Source organism: Dyadobacter sp. (assembly GCF_017744695.1).
Taxonomy (GTDB): Bacteria; Bacteroidota; Bacteroidia; order Cytophagales; family Spirosomataceae; genus Dyadobacter.
Genome location: NZ_JAGIAS010000003.1, coordinates 733,297 through 751,201 on the forward strand (window position 1 = coordinate 733,297; position 17,905 = coordinate 751,201).

The following is a 17,905-nucleotide window of genomic DNA, read 5'->3' on the forward strand; positions in this document are numbered from 1 at the left end:
TATTTAGTCCAATTTTAGATAAATGAAAAGATTTTATATTTTCTTCCTATTCCTGCTGGCAAGTGTCTCCGCATTGGCGCAAAACGGCAGAATATCAGGACAGATACTGAGCTCGGACGGGCAACCGGCTGAGCAGGTTTCAGTCGGAATTAAAGGAACTGCCCGCGGTGCCGTCTCGGACAATCAAGGAAAATTCACAATTGAAAGAATCAAACCCGGAACCCACACATTGCTCGTAAGCTTCGTCGGATTGGCTACCCAGGAAAAGGAAGTGGAAGTAGCGGCGGGCGAAACGGTGAGTGTTTCTTTCACCCTCTCCGAAAGTGCTAACGAATTGCAGGAAGTGATCGTCAAAAGTGGTACAACTTACAAGTCGGACCAGTTTTCTTCCAGCATGAAACTCCTTACACCGATACTGGAAACTCCTCAGAACGTGCAGGTTGTTACTTCAAAAGTATTGGCCGACCAGCAGGTGATCAGCATGAGCGATGGCTTGATCCGCAACGTCAGCGGTGCAGTCCGCCTCGAACACTGGGGTGATATGTACGCTAACATCAGCATGCGCGGCTCTCAGATTCAGGCATTCCGCAATGGCTTCAACGTAGTGAATTCCTACTGGGGGCCATTGACCGAAGATATGAGCTTTGTCGATCACATCGAATTCGTGAAAGGTCCTGCCGGATTTATGCTTGCAAACGGCGACCCAAGCGGTTTGTATAACGTAGTGACCAAAAAACCGACCGGCCAGACCAAAGGCGAAGTTGGCTTCAATATAGGTAGCTTCGGCCTTTACCGCGCTACCCTCGACCTCGATGGTAAGCTCAGCAAGGACAGCAAGTTCCTGTACCGCCTCAATGTGGCTGCGCAAAACAAAGGTTCGTTCCGTGCCTATGAATACAACGACCGTTACAGCATTGCCCCGGTAATCTCTTACCAAATCGACGAGAAAACGAAACTAACCGCTGAATACACACTCCAATACGCGAAAATGTCGAACGTGGGATCGTTTTATGTGTTCTCACCCGAAGGTTACGCTACGCTCCCGCGTGATTTTACGACCATGCCTCCGGGCCTGGCCCCTACAAAAATTAAAGACCAGAGCGTTTTTGTGAATTTGCAGCACCAATTTAATCCTAACTGGAAACTGACGGCACAAGTAGGTTATTTCAACTATCAGCTGAATGGCGCCAGCATGTGGCCGGATTCGGTGAAGGCGAATGGTCTTATTTACCGCAATGTCGGTCTCTGGGACGCGAAAAGCGAAATGACGCTTGGGCAGGTGTTTGTAAATGGTGATGTAAAAACCGGCGCAGTGAGGCACCGCATTCTGGGAGGCATCGATGTGGGTAGCAAAAATTACTTCGCCGACTGGTCGCAATCCTATTCGCTGGATTCTGTGGGCGCTGAATTTGACCCCAAAAACCCTTATTATGGCACACCAGTAATGGGCTATCCGAAATTCGACCGTTCAATGGATCTTGAATCCCGCGCGGCGGCAGGTGGTGGTTTGCAGAATCAGGACTATACAGGCATTTACCTGCAAGATGAGCTGGGCTTCCTCGATAACCGAATCCGCCTGACACTAGCCGGTCGCTATACCTATGTAAAGCAATCGGAATACGGCGGCCCTAATAAAGAGGCCAAGCGGCTCACTCCCCGCATCGGATTAAGCATTTCACTCACTAAGAATACCTCGTTGTACGCCTTGTACGACCAGGCATTCATTCCGCAATCCGGCCGGTTAAAAAATGGTGGTTCGGTAAAACCTGTAACGGGTAATAACACCGAATTGGGTATTAAGCGCGACTGGGCAGAAGGCCGCTGGAACACGACACTTGCATTTTACCGCATTCTGAAAAACAACGAGCTGACAGGCGATCCTGATGCCCCGAACTCCGGACTTAGCATCGAATTGGGCCAGAAAAGAGCGCAAGGCATCGAGTTCGACCTCCGTGGTACCATCATCAACGGCCTGAATCTGACCGCCAACTACGCCTATACCATTGCCGAAATCAGCAAGGTAGGCGAAGGCGTAAAAGATATGGCAGTAGGCGACCTGGTTCCCGGGTTTGCCAAACATACAACCAACGCCTGGTTGAGCTACAAAGTACAACACGGTTCACTGAAAGGTAGCGGTATTTCGGGTGGCTTCACCTACCTGGCGGGCCGCGCTACAACCAACTGGTCTACAACCAACACCAGCCTGAACCAACCCGATTATTTCAAACTGGACGGGGGTGTGTTTTGGGAGAAAAATAACATCCGTTTGACAGCAAACGTGTTCAATATTCTGGACAAATACCTGTACAGCGGCGGCTACTACGACTTCCTGAAATCCTACTACTGGCAAGCCGATCCTCCAAGAAACTACCGTTTGAGCGTTACGTACAAGTTTTAATAGGATAGTTAGATCAACGCAAAGAGGCTTCCCATCGGGAGGCCTTTTTTGTACCTCAAGCTGATTACACTGCGTGGGCCATCATCAATTGAGCCCCTTTTCTGAATTTCACGGCGAGTGCGTCGTATTGTTCATGAATGTCGTTATGGGACGCAAATGCTTGTCCTACTTGCGTAAAGGCAGTCAGTTCCGAAAACTCCTTCACCACTCCCAGCGCCTTCAATCCCATCATGGCAGCCCCCACTGCCCCTGTTTCAACGGTTTCATTCAGTTTCACTGTTTTTCCAAATACGTCCGAAAGCATTTGCACCCAGGTAGCGCTGCGGGCAAAACCACCATTGGCATAAATTGTATCGATTTCCTGCATTTCCATGAGTATTTTGGCAATGCTGTAAAGGTTCAGCAAAATACCTTCCATGACCGCCCGCGCGAAATGCGCACGTGTATGCGTGATGTCCAACCCCGAAAAGCCGCCACGCACCGAGGAGCTCCAAAGCGGTGCGCGCTCGCCCAACAGGTATGGATAAAAAAGCAACCCCTCGGCGCCTGCCTTAACCCTCTCTGCTTCCTTGAAAACCGCATCGTACGATTCCTTGGGAAAGAAAGTGTTCATTAACCATTCAAAAATGACGGCTCCGTTGTTCGAGGGACCTCCTATGATATAGGTTTTTTCATCGAGCACATAACAGAATGTCTGCATGAGCGGATCGGAGAAAGGTTTGGCAGCGCATATCCGTACGGCAGCACTGGTACCGATCGTGACGGCCATTGAACCGTGACGGATAGCACCGCTACCGAGGTTAGCCAGGCAACCATCGCTCGCACCCATGATCAGTGGCGTACCCTCGGGCAATTTTGCAGGATTATCGCCAGGTAGTCTTACAATATGATAGGGCGATACCGCCTCGGGTAGCTTTTCCGCTTTCAGCCCCAGCTTCTTCAATGTATACTCGTCCCATCGCAATTCACGGATATTGAACATCCCCGTAGCGGAAGCAATAGAGTAATCCACTACAAATTCGCCCGTGAGCCTGTATACGATGTACTCCTTCACGCCCACGAACTTGCTCGTCTTCCGGTAAATATCCGGCGCATTCTCCTTCATCCAAAGCAGCTTGCACACAGGCGTCATCGCATGGATAGGCGTTCCATTGTTATGGTAGATTTTCTTACCTACTTGTGACGCCCGCAATTTAGTAGCCACATCGGCACTACGGTTGTCTGCCCAGATAATAAGGTTGGTGAGTCGCTTTCCGTCCTTATCGAGCGCCAGCACGCCGTGCATGGCAGCGCTGAAACAGATCCCGACCGGGTCGCCATGGCCTTTACATTTCACGGTCACCTTTTTCAGCGTTTTGCAGGCAGCCTGGAAAATCTCCTCCGGATCCTGCTCACTCCACTCCGGCCGCGGATGCTGCATTTCGTAACTTTCACTATGCGAAGCGAGGATTGCTCCCGAAACGGTATCGAAGGCGACCGATTTGACGTTTGTTGTGCCGATATCACAACCGATAATATAGGGCATTGGCAATTGTTTTAGAAGCAAAACCTGCATTCCCCCACGCGGGAAAGACGGTCAGTGATTACTAAAACAAAAGTATGGATTTTGGGATAACGAACAACCCTATAAAGCCGTAGCCATACGCTGCGTCCTTGTCGCCACTACGAAAGTCTGTACAAATTTCTCATCGCCGTCTGTCAGCTCGAAGGTGTATGTACCGTCTTTCATCACCGACAAATCGAAATTCTTATGGTAGCGCTTATAAACCAGTGTCTTCTCGACAAAAATAACGTTCTGCTCTTCATCCCTGATCCTCACCAGCACGCGGTCGGTTTTAGGGTATTTGTAACTCAGCTCAAATTGCATCGGTTTTACCTGCATTACATAAAAATCTGCAAAATAGGCGTCAGGTTCGGCATTTGTTACCGTTTGGGCACGGGCAGCCAAGGCGCCGCATAAAAAAGCTAGTACGAAGGTGTAAAGGATTTTCATAGGAGTGAGGTGCTAGGTTTATTAAAATATTTCTATTTCATCAAATCCTCAATTTGCAGAACATAATTTTGCAAATCCGTATCTCAAAAATACTTTACATCAAAATACCATTCAACTACCAAATACATAGATACTTGAAAGTTATTTAAATAGCCATTTCCATTCTTAGCAGGATACCACGAAACTACCCAGCGCTATGCACTTTGTTTAAATAGTACAAATTATCTCTGATTCTCAGCAAATTGCGCCCCCGATCCAGTAATCCGCATTGCCACCGCGCACCAGAACAGATTTCTGAAACAGGACTAAAAAATACAAGTGAATGCGAGAAACTTAACCCCGATTTATTATTTTCGCAGCATCGAAAGCTATTAATACATTCCGAATATGTCTGAAACATCACATACCGAATCTACTCCGCTGCCAACCTTCGCTTACATCGCAGCGTTCATTATCCTTTTCATCATCCTGGCAGTATTTGGCGACCTGTTCGTATTCATCCTCGGAACCATCGGTCTGGTTGTGACTTTCGCAGCGTTTTACAAAGACAAGAGCCACGACGATCATCATTGACAACCGGCCCGCGAGGGCATGATCATATTCAACGGACGGCCAGCTCGGGAAGGACATTAATCACCTCCCATTCGAGTTGGCCGTTCGCTTTGTTTACGATCCAGCTTTCTTCCATCACGCAGGTATCTTCCAGGTCGCGGTACTCGGCAACGAGCTTCTCATTTCGCAACAACAGCCTCACAAATCCATTATACCCCAGCGCACGGCCTTTAATTTCCTTCCTTACCCGCGTGTCGTAGTAATCGATTTTGGACAACTCCCCCGCATCAGGTGGCTTGATCTCCACCGGAAGCCCGCCATGCCCAATGCAGCGCCCGTAGGCCTGCGGCCCCTTGCCATTCCTCTCGAACCGGTACGCTACCAGGCGATGGTCGTGCCCCCAGATCCAGACAACCGGCCGTTGCGCGTCGCCCATGAGCTTCTGCAACTGCTCGCCGGGCCGGATATATTCCTCCCGGAATGCCGACATATATGGATGATGGCTTAAAAACACGATACCACGCGTATCGAGCGGGTCTCCGAGCTTTACCACGTCACGCAGCCAGGCTACCTGCTCTTTCCGCAAATGGCAATCCGGCGGTGAGAGGATTTCAAAAAACGGCCGTCCTACCGAGGTGTAACCCGTATCGATGCCTATAATGCGCCAATAGTCGTTTTCCAGGCAGAAAAACCCGGCCTGCTGCGTCCTGCGCACGTCGCCCACCTGCGCATACATGGCGGGAAGCAGGTGCTGAAAGAATGCATTACCATTGGAATACATTTCATGGTTTCCCGAAAGCGCCAGACTACCCGAAGCGCCGTAATACCAGGAGGCATAAGGGGCCGTAAAGTTCTCCTCCACCTCTTTGGGCGTTCCTACAAAATAAATATCCCCCATATGCACGGTGTAATCCGGCGCATGACGCGCTACGAGGTTCGCAATGGCATCGGATTCGGCCGTATCGCTGGCCCAATCCGAAAGCAATGCAATGCTGATTTCTTCCTTCGTTGCGATCGAAGACTGCAACGGGTAAATGCCCGTGTCGTCGTTCCGCGGGTACGCCTGGTAAGGATGCCTTGCGCCAAACCGGCTGCGCAGGTAATGCCATGCAAAGCCTATCAGGTTGGTTTTGAAAAATTCGGAAATAACATTGGTCACCGATGAGGTTTGCTCTACCCGCCTTTCATACAGTTCCAGCTGGGTTTTGGCATGGTTCTCCGCCTCGCTATGGCCGAGATTGAGGTACTTCTGCGCACGTTCTTCCGAAGTTCCGGGCATAACGGTCCTTTGCGTAAATGGGTATGGATGGTAAATAAAATAATAACCCGTTTAACCTCCATGATGGCAGCAAGATTTTCTTGAAACGCAGCCCCTGCCAGATGTCACCTTTCGGCACATTACCGTTGCTTAAATAATTGACTCCCATGTTGACAATCGCATTCCTTACCGTTACCTTTCGCGAAAATTTATCAACCACCAAACACAAAAATCGAATGAAAAAAATCGCTATTATCTGCATGCTTCTATTGGCCGGCAAAGTGGCATCCGCACAAACCATGACTGCCAAATACATTGCAGATTGGGAACGTGCAAAGGAATTCACAAAGGAGTATCTGGATGCAATGCCCGAAGATGGTTATGCGCTGAAACCTACCCCTGAGATCCGCTCTTTTGCTGCGCAGATGGACCACCTTGGAGATGCCAACTACCTGTTCGTTTCATCCGCAACCGGCAAGGCGAAACCCGAAGAATCTCTTGAAAAAAGAGCCGATCAATCGAAAGCTGCTGTAACCAAAGGTGTGATGGAGAGCTACGATTTCGTGATCGCAGCATTGAAAGGTATGACCGACGCCGATCTTGCGAAGGATGTAAAAGTGTTCGGAATGGATATGAAAGCCGGAACTGCATTTGAAAAGGCTTTCGAACACCAGACGCACCACCGCGGCCAAACCACCCCTTACATTCGCATGAAGGGTGCGACGCCTCCAAAAGAGAAGTTGTTCTAAGCAAAAAGGGCCGATCCACCGATCGGCCCTTTTCGTTATCAGCTCTGTCCGGACACCTTACTTTTCAGATTGTAGAGGTTTAAGGCAAAGAAGCTGTAAATCTTCATAAATACCGGCGGGATAATGAAATCACGGATCACCTCTTTTTTCCGCTCCGGCGATGGCTCGGCCATCGAAAGGTATTTCACCGCATATTTGACGCGTGGCCAGTAAGTCTCGCCGTATTCTCTCGAAAACAGCATTTTATAGTAGTACGTCGCGATATTCTTCGTGAGCCGGTCATGATATTTGTATTTCAATTCCTTATCGATATTGGAATACATTTCAATGCGGTTGAAAAGGAAATCCTTCCCGTAATGATTGTCCGCAAAGCTTGCCCCTCCGCGTTGTTTCCGGTACACCGACATTACCTCGTCAATATAACCGATCGGGCCGCGGGTTGCGAGCATGATATTGCGCGGAATATCGCCGCTCGTCGATTTGTTTGTCCATTCCGGGTCTGGATTCTTCGCAAAATCCTCTCTCCGGAACATCAGGCTCGAAGTTGCGATGAAGCAAAGCTCGTCCTCGCCAATGAGGTCGTCAACCGTAAATTCCTTCTTGTTAATCCAATTGACCAAATGCGGCGGTGCGGAATTGTCATCGTAGATCACTTTTGCATTATGGAAACTGGCCGAGTAATGCGGATTGGCATCCATCATATCAACCTGCTTTTGCAGTTTGTCAGGGACCAGCAAGTAATCGTCGCCGTCAAACTGGGCGATATACTCCCCTCTTGCCGCGGCGAAAGTGGCCAGCGCATTGAATTTTCCGTTCAGGCCCATGTTTTTTGGATGTAGCAAAAGCCTGATTTTGTCGGGGAAACGTTGCTGGTATTCGCTTAATATCGCCCGGGTGTTGTCTTTGGAAAAATCATCTCCTACAATAATCTCGAAATCAAATGTAGTCTGCTGCATCAGGATCGAATCCAGCATTTTTGCCACAAATTTTTCGTGGTTGTAGGTGACTACACACACGCTCACTTTTATCATAGTCACTGTTTCATTGAATAAGCGGAGTCGCTCGGCACAAATTTAGCTGAATTCTCCTCAAAAACTGTACCCCGCTATTTTACGGTTATCTTACCGGGACTCCCGGGCACATAACGGCAAGGCGTCAAAATAAATTCGGTTCGAAATGAATCCGGCGCCGCGATCGTTTAATTTTGGTACTGTTTTCCATCAATTTCAGAAGAATGTCCGCCTCCCCCACAACCGACAAACAACCGATATTCCGCAAACCACAGATATTTAATCAGTTTCCCGAGCTGGTCGCCGCCGAAAGCACACGACATGGCGGTGTAAGCACCGGCCATTATGCGTCGCTCAACCTCGGAGGATCTCAGGACAACCCTGAAAGTATCATGCAAAACAACCTGATATTTTTTGGATCGCTGGGGATACCATTCGAAAACGTCGCAAAAGCTCACCAGGTACATGGCACCGATATCGTAACAGTTACCGCACCGGCACGCTTCGAAGGGTTCGATGCCCTGGTGACCAATGTAACAGGCATTCAACTCGCCGTAACCGTCGCCGATTGCACGCCGATCCTGATTTACGATCCCGTAACGGGGGCGGTGGCCGCCATTCATGCAGGCTGGCGCGGTACCGTAGGCGGGATTGTCGAAAAGACAGTTGCGACCATGCAGAAGAACTACGGCATCCGGCCCGAGGACTGCTTCGGGTATGTGGGCACCTGTATTGATGAATGCAGCTTTGAAGTAGGCGAAGATGTGGCACAACATTTCACCCCAACCTATAAACGCTGGGATGAAGACGCCGGCAAGTTTTTCGTGGACCTGAAAGCCTCCAACCGCGATCAACTGATCCGTAGCGGCATCAAGCCTGAGCATATCGAAGTTTCGCCTTATTCGACCGTGCGTCATAACCACGATTACTTCTCACACCGCGCCGAAAAAGGGCTCACCGGCCGCCTGCTCGTGACAATCGGGCGCATCAGCTAAGTAACAAACAAAACGGCCAGTAGCAGGGATACCGCTACTGGCCGCCTCTTGTATTTTCTGAAATTTATGCCTTTTCCGGTGCAGGAGCAGTCGCTTCTGCCTTGGGAGCAGCCGCCGGTTTCGCAGCAGGTTTAGCAGGCGCAGCTTTCGGAGCAGCTGGTTTTGCGGCAGGCTTGGGAGCGCTCGCTTCTTTACCCACAGTTGGCTTAGCAGGTGCAGCCACAGGTGCTTTGGACGAAGCAGCCGCTACCAGCGCTGCTACTTTTTCTTTTTTCTGTGCCTTGCTCTTCTTGCCGTCCTTCTTATCCTTTACTTTCTTCTCCGCATTCTTGGCCTCTTTGGCCTTTTTCTTGAGAGTTTCCTTTTCAAACTTGGCCACTTTCTTAGCCAGTTTCGCGGCCGCTTTCTCGATCGATTTCTTTATTTTTTTCGAACCGGCAGTGACTGCTTCAATCTTTCCGGTAAGTGTCTCAGCAATCTCTGTCGATAATTTTTTGGTAGCGGATTTCATAAATCTGATATTAAGAATTTCGTAAATGATACATGGAGCCCGGCTCCGTTGGGAGCTAAAATGCGTCAAAATTGACGTCAGACAATAACCTACAAATACCCATTATTAATTTATAAATCGCAAATTTTTCGGATTATTTTTATGTTATCTTTTTTCTCACAAAGTCCCACAGTACGATTCCCGCTGATACCGACACATTGAATGAATGCTTCGTTCCGAACTGCGGGATTTCCAGGCAGCCATCCGATCCCACAATCGCCGCATCACTCACACCTTCTACCTCATTACCAAACACAAAGGCATAAGGGGCATCGCCATCCGGCTCAAAGTTTTGCAGCAGCACACTTCCCTCGGCCTGTTCGACACACCAGACTTTATAGCCCTTCGATTTCAATATTTCAACCGCCTCCGCTGCACTCGGGCATTTCTCCCATGCCACCGACATTTCCGCCCCAAGCGCACTGCGCGTGATCTCACGATGCGGCGGCGCCTGCGTATAACCGCAAAGGATTATCTTTTCCGCCCGCAAAGCATCCGCAGTACGAAAGAACGATCCTATATTGTTCAGGCTCCTGATGTTATCCAGCACGATCACAAACGGAAATTTCTCCGATTCCTTAAACTCTTCGACCGACATGCGATCCATTTCATCTACACTCAGCTTACGCATGAATTTCACTCGATTAATTTCACAAAAAAAGGTTTCTGCACCTGGTACAGAAACCTTTTCGGTATGGTAAGAATATTCTACTTAATCTTGGTAATCAGCTCTACGATGTTCTTAACGCCCAGTTTTTCGAAAATACGGGCTTTATAAGTACTCACGGTGGAGAGCTGCAAGTTCAGCTTTTCTGCAATTTTTGCGGTTCCCAAGCCTTCCTTCAAAAGGTTCATCACATCGGTCTCACGCGGCGAAAGGCTCACGATCGGATCCGGCATGTATTCTTTCGGGTTGATGAGACGGTTGATATTCATTTGCTGCATATCTTCGCTCATATACTTTTTATTGTTCAAAACACTCATAACAGCGGTTTTGAACTCTTCCTCCGGCGCATCTTTCGACAGGTAACCGTCTGCACCTGCTTGAAGGTACATCAAACCGTAGAGTTGTTCGTCGTAGCTCGAAAACATGAGAATTCTGACGCCTGGCGATTTCGCGCGAATGGTTTCTACCATTTTGGTAGTGTTACCGCCCGGAATATTGATATCCAGGATCAGGAGGTCATAAGCCTTGGTCTCGAGTTCCTGAAGAATTTTATCAAAATCGTCAACGTCCGAAATTGTTGAATCCGGAATTAGTGATTTGAGGAGGTGTTTGGTACCGATTCTTACCACAGCATGGTCTTCGGCGATCAGTATGTGTTTCATGGATGGGTTGGGTCCAATGGATGTAAAAAACTACTGGTGTCAAATTAATCCGGACAATCAATTTCCAGCCTGATGATTGTCCTTGAACTGAAAATCCTGATTACCAACCAGTACAATTTTTGTACATTCTAATTGAACTGATTTGATGAATTAACAAAAATAGTAATCAGCATTGTATTAAACATAAAAAATATCAAATTAGTATATCAATTATTTATCAAAATCCTTGATCTGAGCACATTTAACACACATACTATAACTTTTGGCCGCGATCAGTAATAATTTTACGCGCACTTCTCTTTACTCCTGGATCAACGACGACAGCGTCGTGGATGTGTTTCCAATGCAGGAGGCTCCCTTTCCTACTACCATTCCCTGGCTTTTCTTCAGGAGGGAGCAATTGGCCATTCATACTTCTGACCTAATTTATTCATTTATTCTTACTTCCAAAGAATCCAGTCATATTTTGGCCGTATTTCACTGCCTGCCAGGCTCCCGGGAATGGACGTCACCGCCACTGGCCCCATTTGGTGGCATCATGCCGGTAGCACCTTGCCGTGAATGCCAGCTGATATTTCTGCTCGCCTGCATCCGTGAATGGGTAAGCCAAATGGGAGGCAACAAGCTCACCATTAAAACCGCGCCATCTTGCTACCACCCGCCTATCCATCAAATTTGCCATCGCAGCTACCTCGCTGCCGGTTTTTCACCCAATCATACCCATTCTAATCATTATATTCCTATTACCAGTCAGCGTTTTGAGCAGATTATTGAGCCTGCGGAGCGGCGGCGATTAGCCAAAGGCAAAAAGAGTGGTTTACTAGTAACAATTCAACAAGGCGTTTTCGACAAGCCGACCGAAGATTTCTTACATCGATGCTATAAAGCGCAAGGCTACCAACTAACGGTATCGCCGGGTCAGCTGGCAAGGCTCGTAAGTGCTTTCCCTGAAAATTATCTGTTTTTTACTAACCGCTTCGAGGGTGAAACAGTGGCGGTGGCGGTGATGGTGCGTGTCAGCGACGATATCTTATACCACTTCATGTCCGGATACCTGACTGAATACCGTTCTCTCAGCCCGTCGGTCATGCTTTTTGAAGCGGCGTTTGACTATTGCCAAAAAGAAAAAATCACTACCCTCGACCTCGGCATTTCCATTGACCACCTCGGCAACCGGAAGCCGTCGCTAAGCCGCTTCAAGTCACGAATCGGCGGCCGGGAATGCGAGAAGGTTATCTACAAGGCCTGGTTTTGACTCAGATACCGAGGCAGTTACCGTCGCGATAGAATACACTGGTGCAGGTTTCGATACCCACGATCGGGGCCATACCTATGAAGTCGAGCCTGCGGAAACCTGTCTCGGCAAGGTATTCTTTGGCACTGGTGTACCAATCGCGTTCAGAGTTGTCCAGAATCAAGACACCATCGGGCGTGAGGAAATCGGCGGCATATTTGGCGCATTTAACCCTGTTACGACCATCCACCACAATGATATGGTATTTGGAACCCGTCGATTGCACGGATTTTACATAAGTGTCCCCCAGCGGCCGTTCCAGCACTTCCGCATTCGCCGGAAGCTTTGGCTTGATCTGCTCGATCCAGTCGTGATCGTGCTCTACGGCTGTAATATGCTCCACGCGTGCCGCATACCAGCGTGTAGAATTGCCTGATCCGTACTCAAAAACCTGAAAATCAGACTTCAATCTTGGTTTCAAAAAGAAAATAAAAGGATAAGTATACCAGGGAAGCGGGTCACCATTAATATCGATCGATTGTTTGGCATGGAAGCTTTTGAACCATCCGTATTGTTTCAGCGCACCGTCGAGGTACAGCTGAACGCTACCACCGAGGCCGGTCTGGTTCAGCAGGCCCCAGGCAGCACTTTTTATCCTTTTAAGCATTGTAAATCCGAAGCGTGAGTCATCTATCCCACAAACCTACGAATTAATGTATTTTTCTCTCAAAATATTCACGATGCGTTGCGCGGTATTCCCGTCCCAAAGCGGTGGTACCCGCCTGTTACTGAAATCCCCGCTAAGTACTATTTCGATCGTGTCCCGAACCTTTTGTGCATCAAAATCAGGCAGCAGATAATTTGTACCGCACTCAACAGTCACCGGCCGCTCGGTGTTATTCCTTAACGTAATGCAGGGAATGCCCAGGAATGTGGTTTCCTCCTGCACCCCGCCGGAGTCGGTGATAACGGCAGCGGAATGCCGCATCAGGCGTAAGAATTCCAAATAGCCCTGCGGCGGCAGTGTTTTCACCAGTTCCGCAAAGTCAAGCCCGAAAGAAGCGGCATTGCGTGCAGTACGCGGGTGCGTGACAAACACCACCTGCCAGCGTGTTCCGAGGGTTTCCAGCATTCCGGCGATCTTCCTCAACCCGGTTTCATGATCCACATTGGCTTGACGGTGCATCGTCACGAGCAAATATCGCCCGGCATTAATGCCCAAATCGGCCGGAAAGTCATCGATCCGCCCCCGAAAATGCACCAGCGAATCGATCACCACATTCCCGGCAAGATGAACGCGGCGCGGGTCAATGTTTTCACGAAGCAGATTGTCAACTGCTGCCTGCTCGGTCACAAATAGCTGGTCGGATAGCGCATCCGTCAATATCCGGTTCATCTCCTCGGGCATAGTGCGGTCGCGGCTACGCAGGCCCGCTTCCACGTGCGCAAGCGGGACGCGCATCTGCGCCGCCACGAGCGCACATGCGAAGGTTGAAGTCACGTCGCCCACTACGACCACCAAATCCGGGTTTTCATCCCGTATTACCCTTTCGAAGGCATACATGATCTCCGCGGTTTGCGTCGTCGATGATCCTGGCCCGACACCCAGAAAGTGGTCCGGCTCGGGAATTCCAAGTTGCTCGAAAAAGATTCCGGACATATGAAAGTCGTAATGCTGCCCGGTGTGGACGATTTGGGGATGCATGTCTGGATATTGCAAAAAAGCACGGTACAAAGGCGCAATTTTCACGAAGTTGGGCCTGGTGCCGGCCACGAGGATGATTTTCATAATAGTAGTATGTGTTAGGCTATCTGGTGGTTTTTCTCGTACTTCGTCCCTGTAATCAAGTGGTGCCTCAATGGGGATTATTGTACGTCAGGGATTTAAGAGTTCCATTGTTTCTTACGTCGGTGTTGTCATCGGCATTTTCAATATCCTGATCCTTTACAACCAGTACATGACCCAGGAACAGCTGGGTTTATACGCCTCCACCCTGCTTACATTCCCCGTTATTTACATGTCGTTCGCCTTGCTCGGGGTACCTTCGGTGGCGGTCAGGTTTCACAGCCGGTTTCAGGACGAGCAGTCACGAAGGCAACTTTTTACATTCATCATCATCACCCCACTCGTAGGCCTTACGGCATTTGCACTACTATACCTGGTTTTCAAGCCGTTATACCTTAAATTTTACCTCGACCACTCCCCGATGCTGGTCAGGTATTATTACGTTTTCATCCCGCTGACCATCGGAATGGTATACCTGCTGGCTCTCGAATCGTACTCGCGGATCAACCTACGCATTGCCGTGCCGTCACTCATCCGCGAAGTCGGGCTCAGGCTGGCTAACAGCTTGCTGGTAATCCTTTTCGGTTTCAAAATCATCACTTTTGACACGATGGTGAACCTTACGGTGGTCAGCTACGGCGTGGCTATCCTGGCTATGCTGGTCTACCTCCGCGTTCAGAACCGCCTTTTCACCTCGCTGGATTTTGGTTTCATCAAGCATCCCGCATTCAAGGAAATGTACCGCTACGGCCTGTGGGTATTGCTGGGTGGCGCGAGCGCGGCATTGCTTCCGCATATTGAAAAAGTACTTTTGCCGGCATTCGAGGGCGGTTTGGGCAGCACGGCGATCTTCGATATTGCTTCCCGCATTGCCTTGGTTATTTCCATTCCCAGAAATGCCATCGTGATGATCAGCGCACCGATTATCTCGGAAGCGTATGTCAAAAACGATATCCCGCATATCGATACCATTTACAAAAAATCATCCCTGAACCTGTTCATCATCGGGACCTTCCTTTTTCTTGGTATATGGTGCAATATCGACGCTATTTTCAGCCTCATTCCCAAATCCGACATTTATTCGCAAGGGAAATGGGTGGTACTGATGGTCGGCGTTTCCCGTATTGCCGACATGATGACCGGGCTGAACACCGAAATCCTGACCAACTCGCGTTACTACCGCTACGACATCGTTTTCATGCTCTTTTTCACGGTACTGATCCTCGGCGCCAGCCAGTTTCTGATCCCGCGTTACGGCTACAACGGCGCGGCGGCGGCGGCATTATTCGCGACGGTCACCTACAACATCGTCAAGCTGTTTTTTATTAAAAGCAAAATGGGTATCCAGCCTTTCACTACCGGTACCCTCAAAGTTGTGCTACTGGCAGCGCTCGCTTATCTGGCGGTTTATTTTATCCCCGCACCCGACTCGCGCGAGCTGATTTCCGTACTGATCGGCATGGCAATCCGGTCGGTGATCGTGACGGTCATTTTCGGGGGCGGCATTCTGCTTTGGCGCGTTTCAGAGGATATTTCTGCCGGGTTCACTACGGGCTGGTCGATGGTGAGGTCTGGCGTTTTTAACAGAAAGTAAGCTGAGCGAGGCACGAAACCGGCGATTAGGTGCTGTAACCGGCCGCTGTCATTTCAACTTTTGCTATCTTTGACCCAGCAATCATTGCCGCAACGGCCCAATTTTCGGATCACCAATGTCTTTAAAACAAAAAATCGTCGCAGGCCTTCTGAAAGAACCTTACAGCAAGTACCAGCTGATCAGCTACGACCGTACCAAGCCCGTCAAACTGGTAGTAGGTGCCATGTATTCCCTTTTCAAAGGCTGGATCCATTCTGATATCGAGACATTGGACCTGTTGAAAAAGAGCGATTGGGAGAAATATTTCCCTGAAAATTCGATCGACAGGATTTTGGCCGAGCACGTCTGGGAGCATTTGACCCCGGAGCAGGGCCAGCTGGCATTTCAAAATTGCTACACTTTCCTGAAACCGGGTGGTGTACTGCGTGTGGCAGTGCCCGACGGCTTCAATCCCAGCGAGGATTATATCAATTACGTGAAACCGGGCGGCACCGGCAATGGGGCCCACGATCACAAGATCCTGTACAACTATCAACTGATGTCGGGCTTCCTCGAGAATGTGGGCTTCAAAGTGAAACTCCTCGAATATTTTGATGAAAACGGTCAGTTTCACAAGTCGCAATGGAACCCTGAGGACGGTATGATCCGTCGCTCCGCCGATCACGACGAGCGCAACCGTGACGGAAAGCTGGGCTACACATCCCTGATCATCGACGCAATCAAAGGTTGAAATGGGTTCGTCCGGTACACTCGCACCCATTGTTTTGTTTTGCTATAACCGCCCTGCGCATTTGCAGCAAACGGTAGAGAGTCTGCGCTTGAACACGCTGGCGCAGGAAAGCGAGCTGTTTATCTATTCCGACGGGCCGAAAAATGATACCGACAGCCAGGAGGTCAGAAAAGTCAGGGAGTACATTGCCGGCATTTCCGGATTTCGCGCGATTCATATTAGAGAAGCAGAAAAGAATAAAGGACTTGCCACTTCGGTGATTGAAGGCGTCAGTTTTGTTCTTTCCAAATATCCGAAATTGATCGTGCTCGAAGATGACATGCTGAGCGCCACTGATTTCCTCTTGTTTATGAACCAGGCGCTCGATATTTACGCCGAGCGGGCAGATATTTTCTCAGTAACCGGCTACACCCCGCCTATCGACGTTCCGGAAGGTTACCCGCATGACCTGTACCTGGTGCCGCGGGCGAGCTCCTGGGGCTGGGGAACCTGGGCACACAAATGGGCGAAAGCCGATTGGCAGGTACGCGATTTCCAAAGCCTGAAAAATAATCCGGAACAGCGAAATGCATTTAACCAGGGTGGCGATGACCTATGGCCTATGCTTGCCAAGCAACAAAAAGGTGTGATCAATTCGTGGGCCATACGCTGGACCTATTCACAGTTTCAGAACAATGCATATGGGCTCTATCCTGTTCATTCCAAAATCAAAAACATCGGAACGGATGGCAGCGGTACTAATTTCACATTCAAATCGGGAGAATACGGTCACGAAATGGCCGAGGGTGGAGTGCAAATGCCTGCCGACCTGCTGCCCGACGAAAAAATGATCCGCGCGTTCGGCGAATATTACCGTTTGCCATTTCTTTTAAAAATTAAAAACCGGGTCAAATACGGCATTTGACCTATCATGCATATGTACTGGCTTCGCTACCTGCTCAAAGAACCTTATCATGCCCTCGGCACAGCCCGGAACCGGGAATTTATGGCGTTGCTATTTAAATATGGCAACAGCGCCCGCTTCAAGCTGACGGACGTGGCCTTCGGAGAGTTCAAACTGAAAGTCCCCGATACGATGTCGTTTCTCTGGCAGCATAAGGAGATCTTTGCAGACGAGTTCTACTATTTTGAGACTAGTCAATCTCAGCCTGTCATTTTCGACTGTGGCGCGAATATTGGAATGAGCGTTCTGTATTTCAAAAAGTTGTTCCCCAAAGCCAGACTGCTTGCCTTCGAAGCAGAGCCGGCCATTGCCTCATTGCTGCGCCAGAACCTTGAAAACAATGGCGTGAACGATGTTGAGATCATCGACAAGGCGGTGTGGACGAATGAGGATGGCATTTGGTTCGGTAGTGAGTCGGCAGACTCGTCTTCCATTTATTCCACTGCGCAAAAGCGAAAAATCGATTCCATTCGCCTGAAAGACTATCTGGACAAGGAGAGCCGTATCGATTTCCTGAAAATTGACATTGAAGGTGCCGAGATCGACGTGCTGCATGATTGCCGTAGTTCGCTAGCGCATGTGCAGCATCTTTTCGTGGAATTCCACTCCTACATTGGCAATGCGCAGGGGTTGGCTGATGTCGTCAAAGTTTTTGAAGAAAACGGTTTCCGTTATTATGTGGACACCAACCAGCACCGGCTCCGCCCATTTGTGAACCATCGCTATCGTGGTAACGACGTGATGGATTTGCAGTTGAATATTTTCGGCTGGCGGGAATAAGCGG

18 protein-coding genes are annotated in these 17,905 nt (G+C 49.3%); 9 read left to right on the forward strand and 9 right to left on the reverse strand.

The features are described 5' to 3' along the window. Positions 1 to 22: 22 nt before the first annotated feature. Positions 23 to 2,398, forward strand: coding sequence for a TonB-dependent receptor (locus J7619_RS15065; protein ID WP_291199766.1), 2,376 nt, complete (start codon positions 23 to 25; stop codon positions 2,396 to 2,398). Between the two features lie 64 nt (positions 2,399 to 2,462). On the opposite strand, the gene J7619_RS15070 is transcribed toward J7619_RS15065, so the two are convergent. Continuing rightward, the gene (locus J7619_RS15070) at positions 2,463 to 3,923 is read right to left on the reverse strand and encodes a gluconokinase (RefSeq protein ID WP_291199769.1); all 1,461 of its coding nucleotides are present in this window, start codon (positions 3,921 to 3,923) and stop codon (positions 2,463 to 2,465) included. Between the two features lie 99 nt (positions 3,924 to 4,022). Then, positions 4,023 to 4,391: a hypothetical protein gene (locus J7619_RS15075; protein WP_291199772.1), complete on the reverse strand. Its 369-nt coding sequence runs from the start codon at positions 4,389 to 4,391 to the stop codon at positions 4,023 to 4,025. A 387-nt stretch (positions 4,392 to 4,778) separates the two neighbouring features. Here J7619_RS15075 and J7619_RS15080 point away from each other — a divergent pair, with 387 nt between their 5' ends. Then, on the forward strand, positions 4,779 to 4,964 hold the full coding sequence (locus J7619_RS15080; protein WP_291199775.1) for a hypothetical protein: 186 nt from the start codon (positions 4,779 to 4,781) through the stop codon (positions 4,962 to 4,964). A 28-nt stretch (positions 4,965 to 4,992) separates the two neighbouring features. Here J7619_RS15080 and J7619_RS15085 read toward each other — a convergent pair whose 3' ends face one another. Beyond that, on the reverse strand, positions 4,993 to 6,222 hold the full coding sequence (locus J7619_RS15085) for a metallophosphoesterase (protein ID WP_291199778.1): 1,230 nt from the start codon (positions 6,220 to 6,222) through the stop codon (positions 4,993 to 4,995). A 215-nt stretch (positions 6,223 to 6,437) separates the two neighbouring features. Here J7619_RS15085 and J7619_RS15090 point away from each other — a divergent pair, with 215 nt between their 5' ends. Continuing rightward, the gene (locus J7619_RS15090) at positions 6,438 to 6,950 is read left to right on the forward strand and encodes a DinB family protein (RefSeq protein ID WP_291199781.1); all 513 of its coding nucleotides are present in this window, start codon (positions 6,438 to 6,440) and stop codon (positions 6,948 to 6,950) included. A 38-nt stretch (positions 6,951 to 6,988) separates the two neighbouring features. On the opposite strand, the gene J7619_RS15095 is transcribed toward J7619_RS15090, so the two are convergent. Then, positions 6,989 to 7,981: a glycosyltransferase family 2 protein gene (locus tag J7619_RS15095; RefSeq protein WP_291199784.1), complete on the reverse strand. Its 993-nt coding sequence runs from the start codon at positions 7,979 to 7,981 to the stop codon at positions 6,989 to 6,991. A 203-nt stretch (positions 7,982 to 8,184) separates the two neighbouring features. On the opposite strand from J7619_RS15095, the gene pgeF reads away from it, so the two are divergent. After that, complete coding sequence (gene pgeF / locus J7619_RS15100) at positions 8,185 to 8,955, forward strand: peptidoglycan editing factor PgeF (protein ID WP_291199787.1); 771 nt, start codon at positions 8,185 to 8,187, stop codon at positions 8,953 to 8,955. Positions 8,956 to 9,019: 64 nt separating this feature from the next. Here pgeF and J7619_RS15105 read toward each other — a convergent pair whose 3' ends face one another. From J7619_RS15105 to J7619_RS15115, 3 genes are all read right to left on the reverse strand, one after another. Further along, complete coding sequence (locus tag J7619_RS15105) at positions 9,020 to 9,466, reverse strand: histone H1/H5 family protein, HCT subfamily (protein WP_291199790.1); 447 nt, start codon at positions 9,464 to 9,466, stop codon at positions 9,020 to 9,022. 139 nt (positions 9,467 to 9,605) lie between these two features. After that, positions 9,606 to 10,136, reverse strand: coding sequence for an RNA methyltransferase (locus J7619_RS15110; protein ID WP_291199793.1), 531 nt, complete (start codon positions 10,134 to 10,136; stop codon positions 9,606 to 9,608). 77 nt (positions 10,137 to 10,213) lie between these two features. After that, positions 10,214 to 10,834 carry a response regulator transcription factor gene (locus J7619_RS15115; protein WP_106599727.1) on the reverse strand — a complete coding sequence of 207 codons (621 nt, stop codon included), beginning with the start codon at positions 10,832 to 10,834 and terminating at the stop codon, positions 10,214 to 10,216. Between the two features lie 262 nt (positions 10,835 to 11,096). On the opposite strand from J7619_RS15115, the gene J7619_RS15120 reads away from it, so the two are divergent. Next, complete coding sequence (locus J7619_RS15120; protein WP_291199799.1) at positions 11,097 to 12,089, forward strand: GNAT family N-acetyltransferase; 993 nt, start codon at positions 11,097 to 11,099, stop codon at positions 12,087 to 12,089. A gap of 1 nt (position 12,090) precedes the next feature. On the opposite strand, the gene J7619_RS15125 is transcribed toward J7619_RS15120, so the two are convergent. Both J7619_RS15125 and wecB read right to left on the reverse strand, forming a co-directional pair. Next, positions 12,091 to 12,735 carry an FkbM family methyltransferase gene (locus J7619_RS15125; RefSeq protein WP_291199802.1) on the reverse strand — a complete coding sequence of 215 codons (645 nt, stop codon included), beginning with the start codon at positions 12,733 to 12,735 and terminating at the stop codon, positions 12,091 to 12,093. Between the two features lie 36 nt (positions 12,736 to 12,771). Then, positions 12,772 to 13,857, reverse strand: coding sequence for a non-hydrolyzing UDP-N-acetylglucosamine 2-epimerase (gene wecB / locus J7619_RS15130; RefSeq protein ID WP_291199805.1), 1,086 nt, complete (start codon positions 13,855 to 13,857; stop codon positions 12,772 to 12,774). Positions 13,858 to 13,927: 70 nt separating this feature from the next. Between wecB and J7619_RS15135 the strand changes: the two genes are divergently transcribed. The 4 genes from J7619_RS15135 to J7619_RS15150 all read left to right on the forward strand — a co-directional run bounded on the left by J7619_RS15135 (position 13,928) and on the right by J7619_RS15150 (position 17,901). Then, a complete protein-coding gene (locus J7619_RS15135) occupies positions 13,928 to 15,448 on the forward strand; it encodes a lipopolysaccharide biosynthesis protein (RefSeq protein ID WP_291199808.1) in 1,521 nt (506 codons plus the stop codon). Between the two features lie 115 nt (positions 15,449 to 15,563). After that, the gene (locus tag J7619_RS15140) at positions 15,564 to 16,178 is read left to right on the forward strand and encodes a methyltransferase domain-containing protein (protein ID WP_291199810.1); all 615 of its coding nucleotides are present in this window, start codon (positions 15,564 to 15,566) and stop codon (positions 16,176 to 16,178) included. 1 nt (position 16,179) lies between these two features. Next, positions 16,180 to 17,082 carry a glycosyltransferase gene (locus J7619_RS15145; RefSeq protein WP_291199813.1) on the forward strand — a complete coding sequence of 301 codons (903 nt, stop codon included), beginning with the start codon at positions 16,180 to 16,182 and terminating at the stop codon, positions 17,080 to 17,082. Positions 17,083 to 17,094: 12 nt separating this feature from the next. Continuing rightward, positions 17,095 to 17,901 (forward strand): FkbM family methyltransferase, encoded by an 807-nt coding sequence (locus tag J7619_RS15150; RefSeq protein WP_291199816.1) that lies wholly within the window; start codon positions 17,095 to 17,097, stop codon positions 17,899 to 17,901. Positions 17,902 to 17,905 lie beyond the last annotated feature (4 nt).

Bases quoted from the DNA above. Each gene is read 5' to 3' on its own strand.
- J7619_RS15065 (WP_291199766.1), top strand. From the start codon at position 23: ATGAAAAGATTTTATATTTTCTTCCTATTCCTGCTGGCAAGTGTCTCC.
- J7619_RS15105 (WP_291199790.1), bottom strand. From the start codon at position 9,466: ATGAAATCCGCTACCAAAAAATTATCGACAGAGATTGCTGAGACACTT.
- J7619_RS15110 (WP_291199793.1), bottom strand. From the start codon at position 10,136: ATGCGTAAGCTGAGTGTAGATGAAATGGATCGCATGTCGGTCGAAGAG.
- J7619_RS15090 (WP_291199781.1), top strand. From the start codon at position 6,438: ATGAAAAAAATCGCTATTATCTGCATGCTTCTATTGGCCGGCAAAGTG.
- J7619_RS15075 (WP_291199772.1), bottom strand. From the start codon at position 4,391: ATGAAAATCCTTTACACCTTCGTACTAGCTTTTTTATGCGGCGCCTTG.
- J7619_RS15080 (WP_291199775.1), top strand. From the start codon at position 4,779: ATGTCTGAAACATCACATACCGAATCTACTCCGCTGCCAACCTTCGCT.
- J7619_RS15095 (WP_291199784.1), bottom strand. From the start codon at position 7,981: ATGATAAAAGTGAGCGTGTGTGTAGTCACCTACAACCACGAAAAATTT.
- J7619_RS15135 (WP_291199808.1), top strand. From the start codon at position 13,928: ATGGGGATTATTGTACGTCAGGGATTTAAGAGTTCCATTGTTTCTTAC.
- J7619_RS15085 (WP_291199778.1), bottom strand. From the start codon at position 6,222: ATGCCCGGAACTTCGGAAGAACGTGCGCAGAAGTACCTCAATCTCGGC.
- wecB (WP_291199805.1), bottom strand. From the start codon at position 13,857: ATGAAAATCATCCTCGTGGCCGGCACCAGGCCCAACTTCGTGAAAATT.
- pgeF (WP_291199787.1), top strand. From the start codon at position 8,185: ATGTCCGCCTCCCCCACAACCGACAAACAACCGATATTCCGCAAACCA.
- J7619_RS15115 (WP_106599727.1), bottom strand. From the start codon at position 10,834: ATGAAACACATACTGATCGCCGAAGACCATGCTGTGGTAAGAATCGGT.
- J7619_RS15070 (WP_291199769.1), bottom strand. From the start codon at position 3,923: ATGCCCTATATTATCGGTTGTGATATCGGCACAACAAACGTCAAATCG.
- J7619_RS15145 (WP_291199813.1), top strand. From the start codon at position 16,180: ATGGGTTCGTCCGGTACACTCGCACCCATTGTTTTGTTTTGCTATAAC.
- J7619_RS15150 (WP_291199816.1), top strand. From the start codon at position 17,095: ATGTACTGGCTTCGCTACCTGCTCAAAGAACCTTATCATGCCCTCGGC.
- J7619_RS15125 (WP_291199802.1), bottom strand. From the start codon at position 12,735: ATGCTTAAAAGGATAAAAAGTGCTGCCTGGGGCCTGCTGAACCAGACC.
- J7619_RS15140 (WP_291199810.1), top strand. From the start codon at position 15,564: ATGTCTTTAAAACAAAAAATCGTCGCAGGCCTTCTGAAAGAACCTTAC.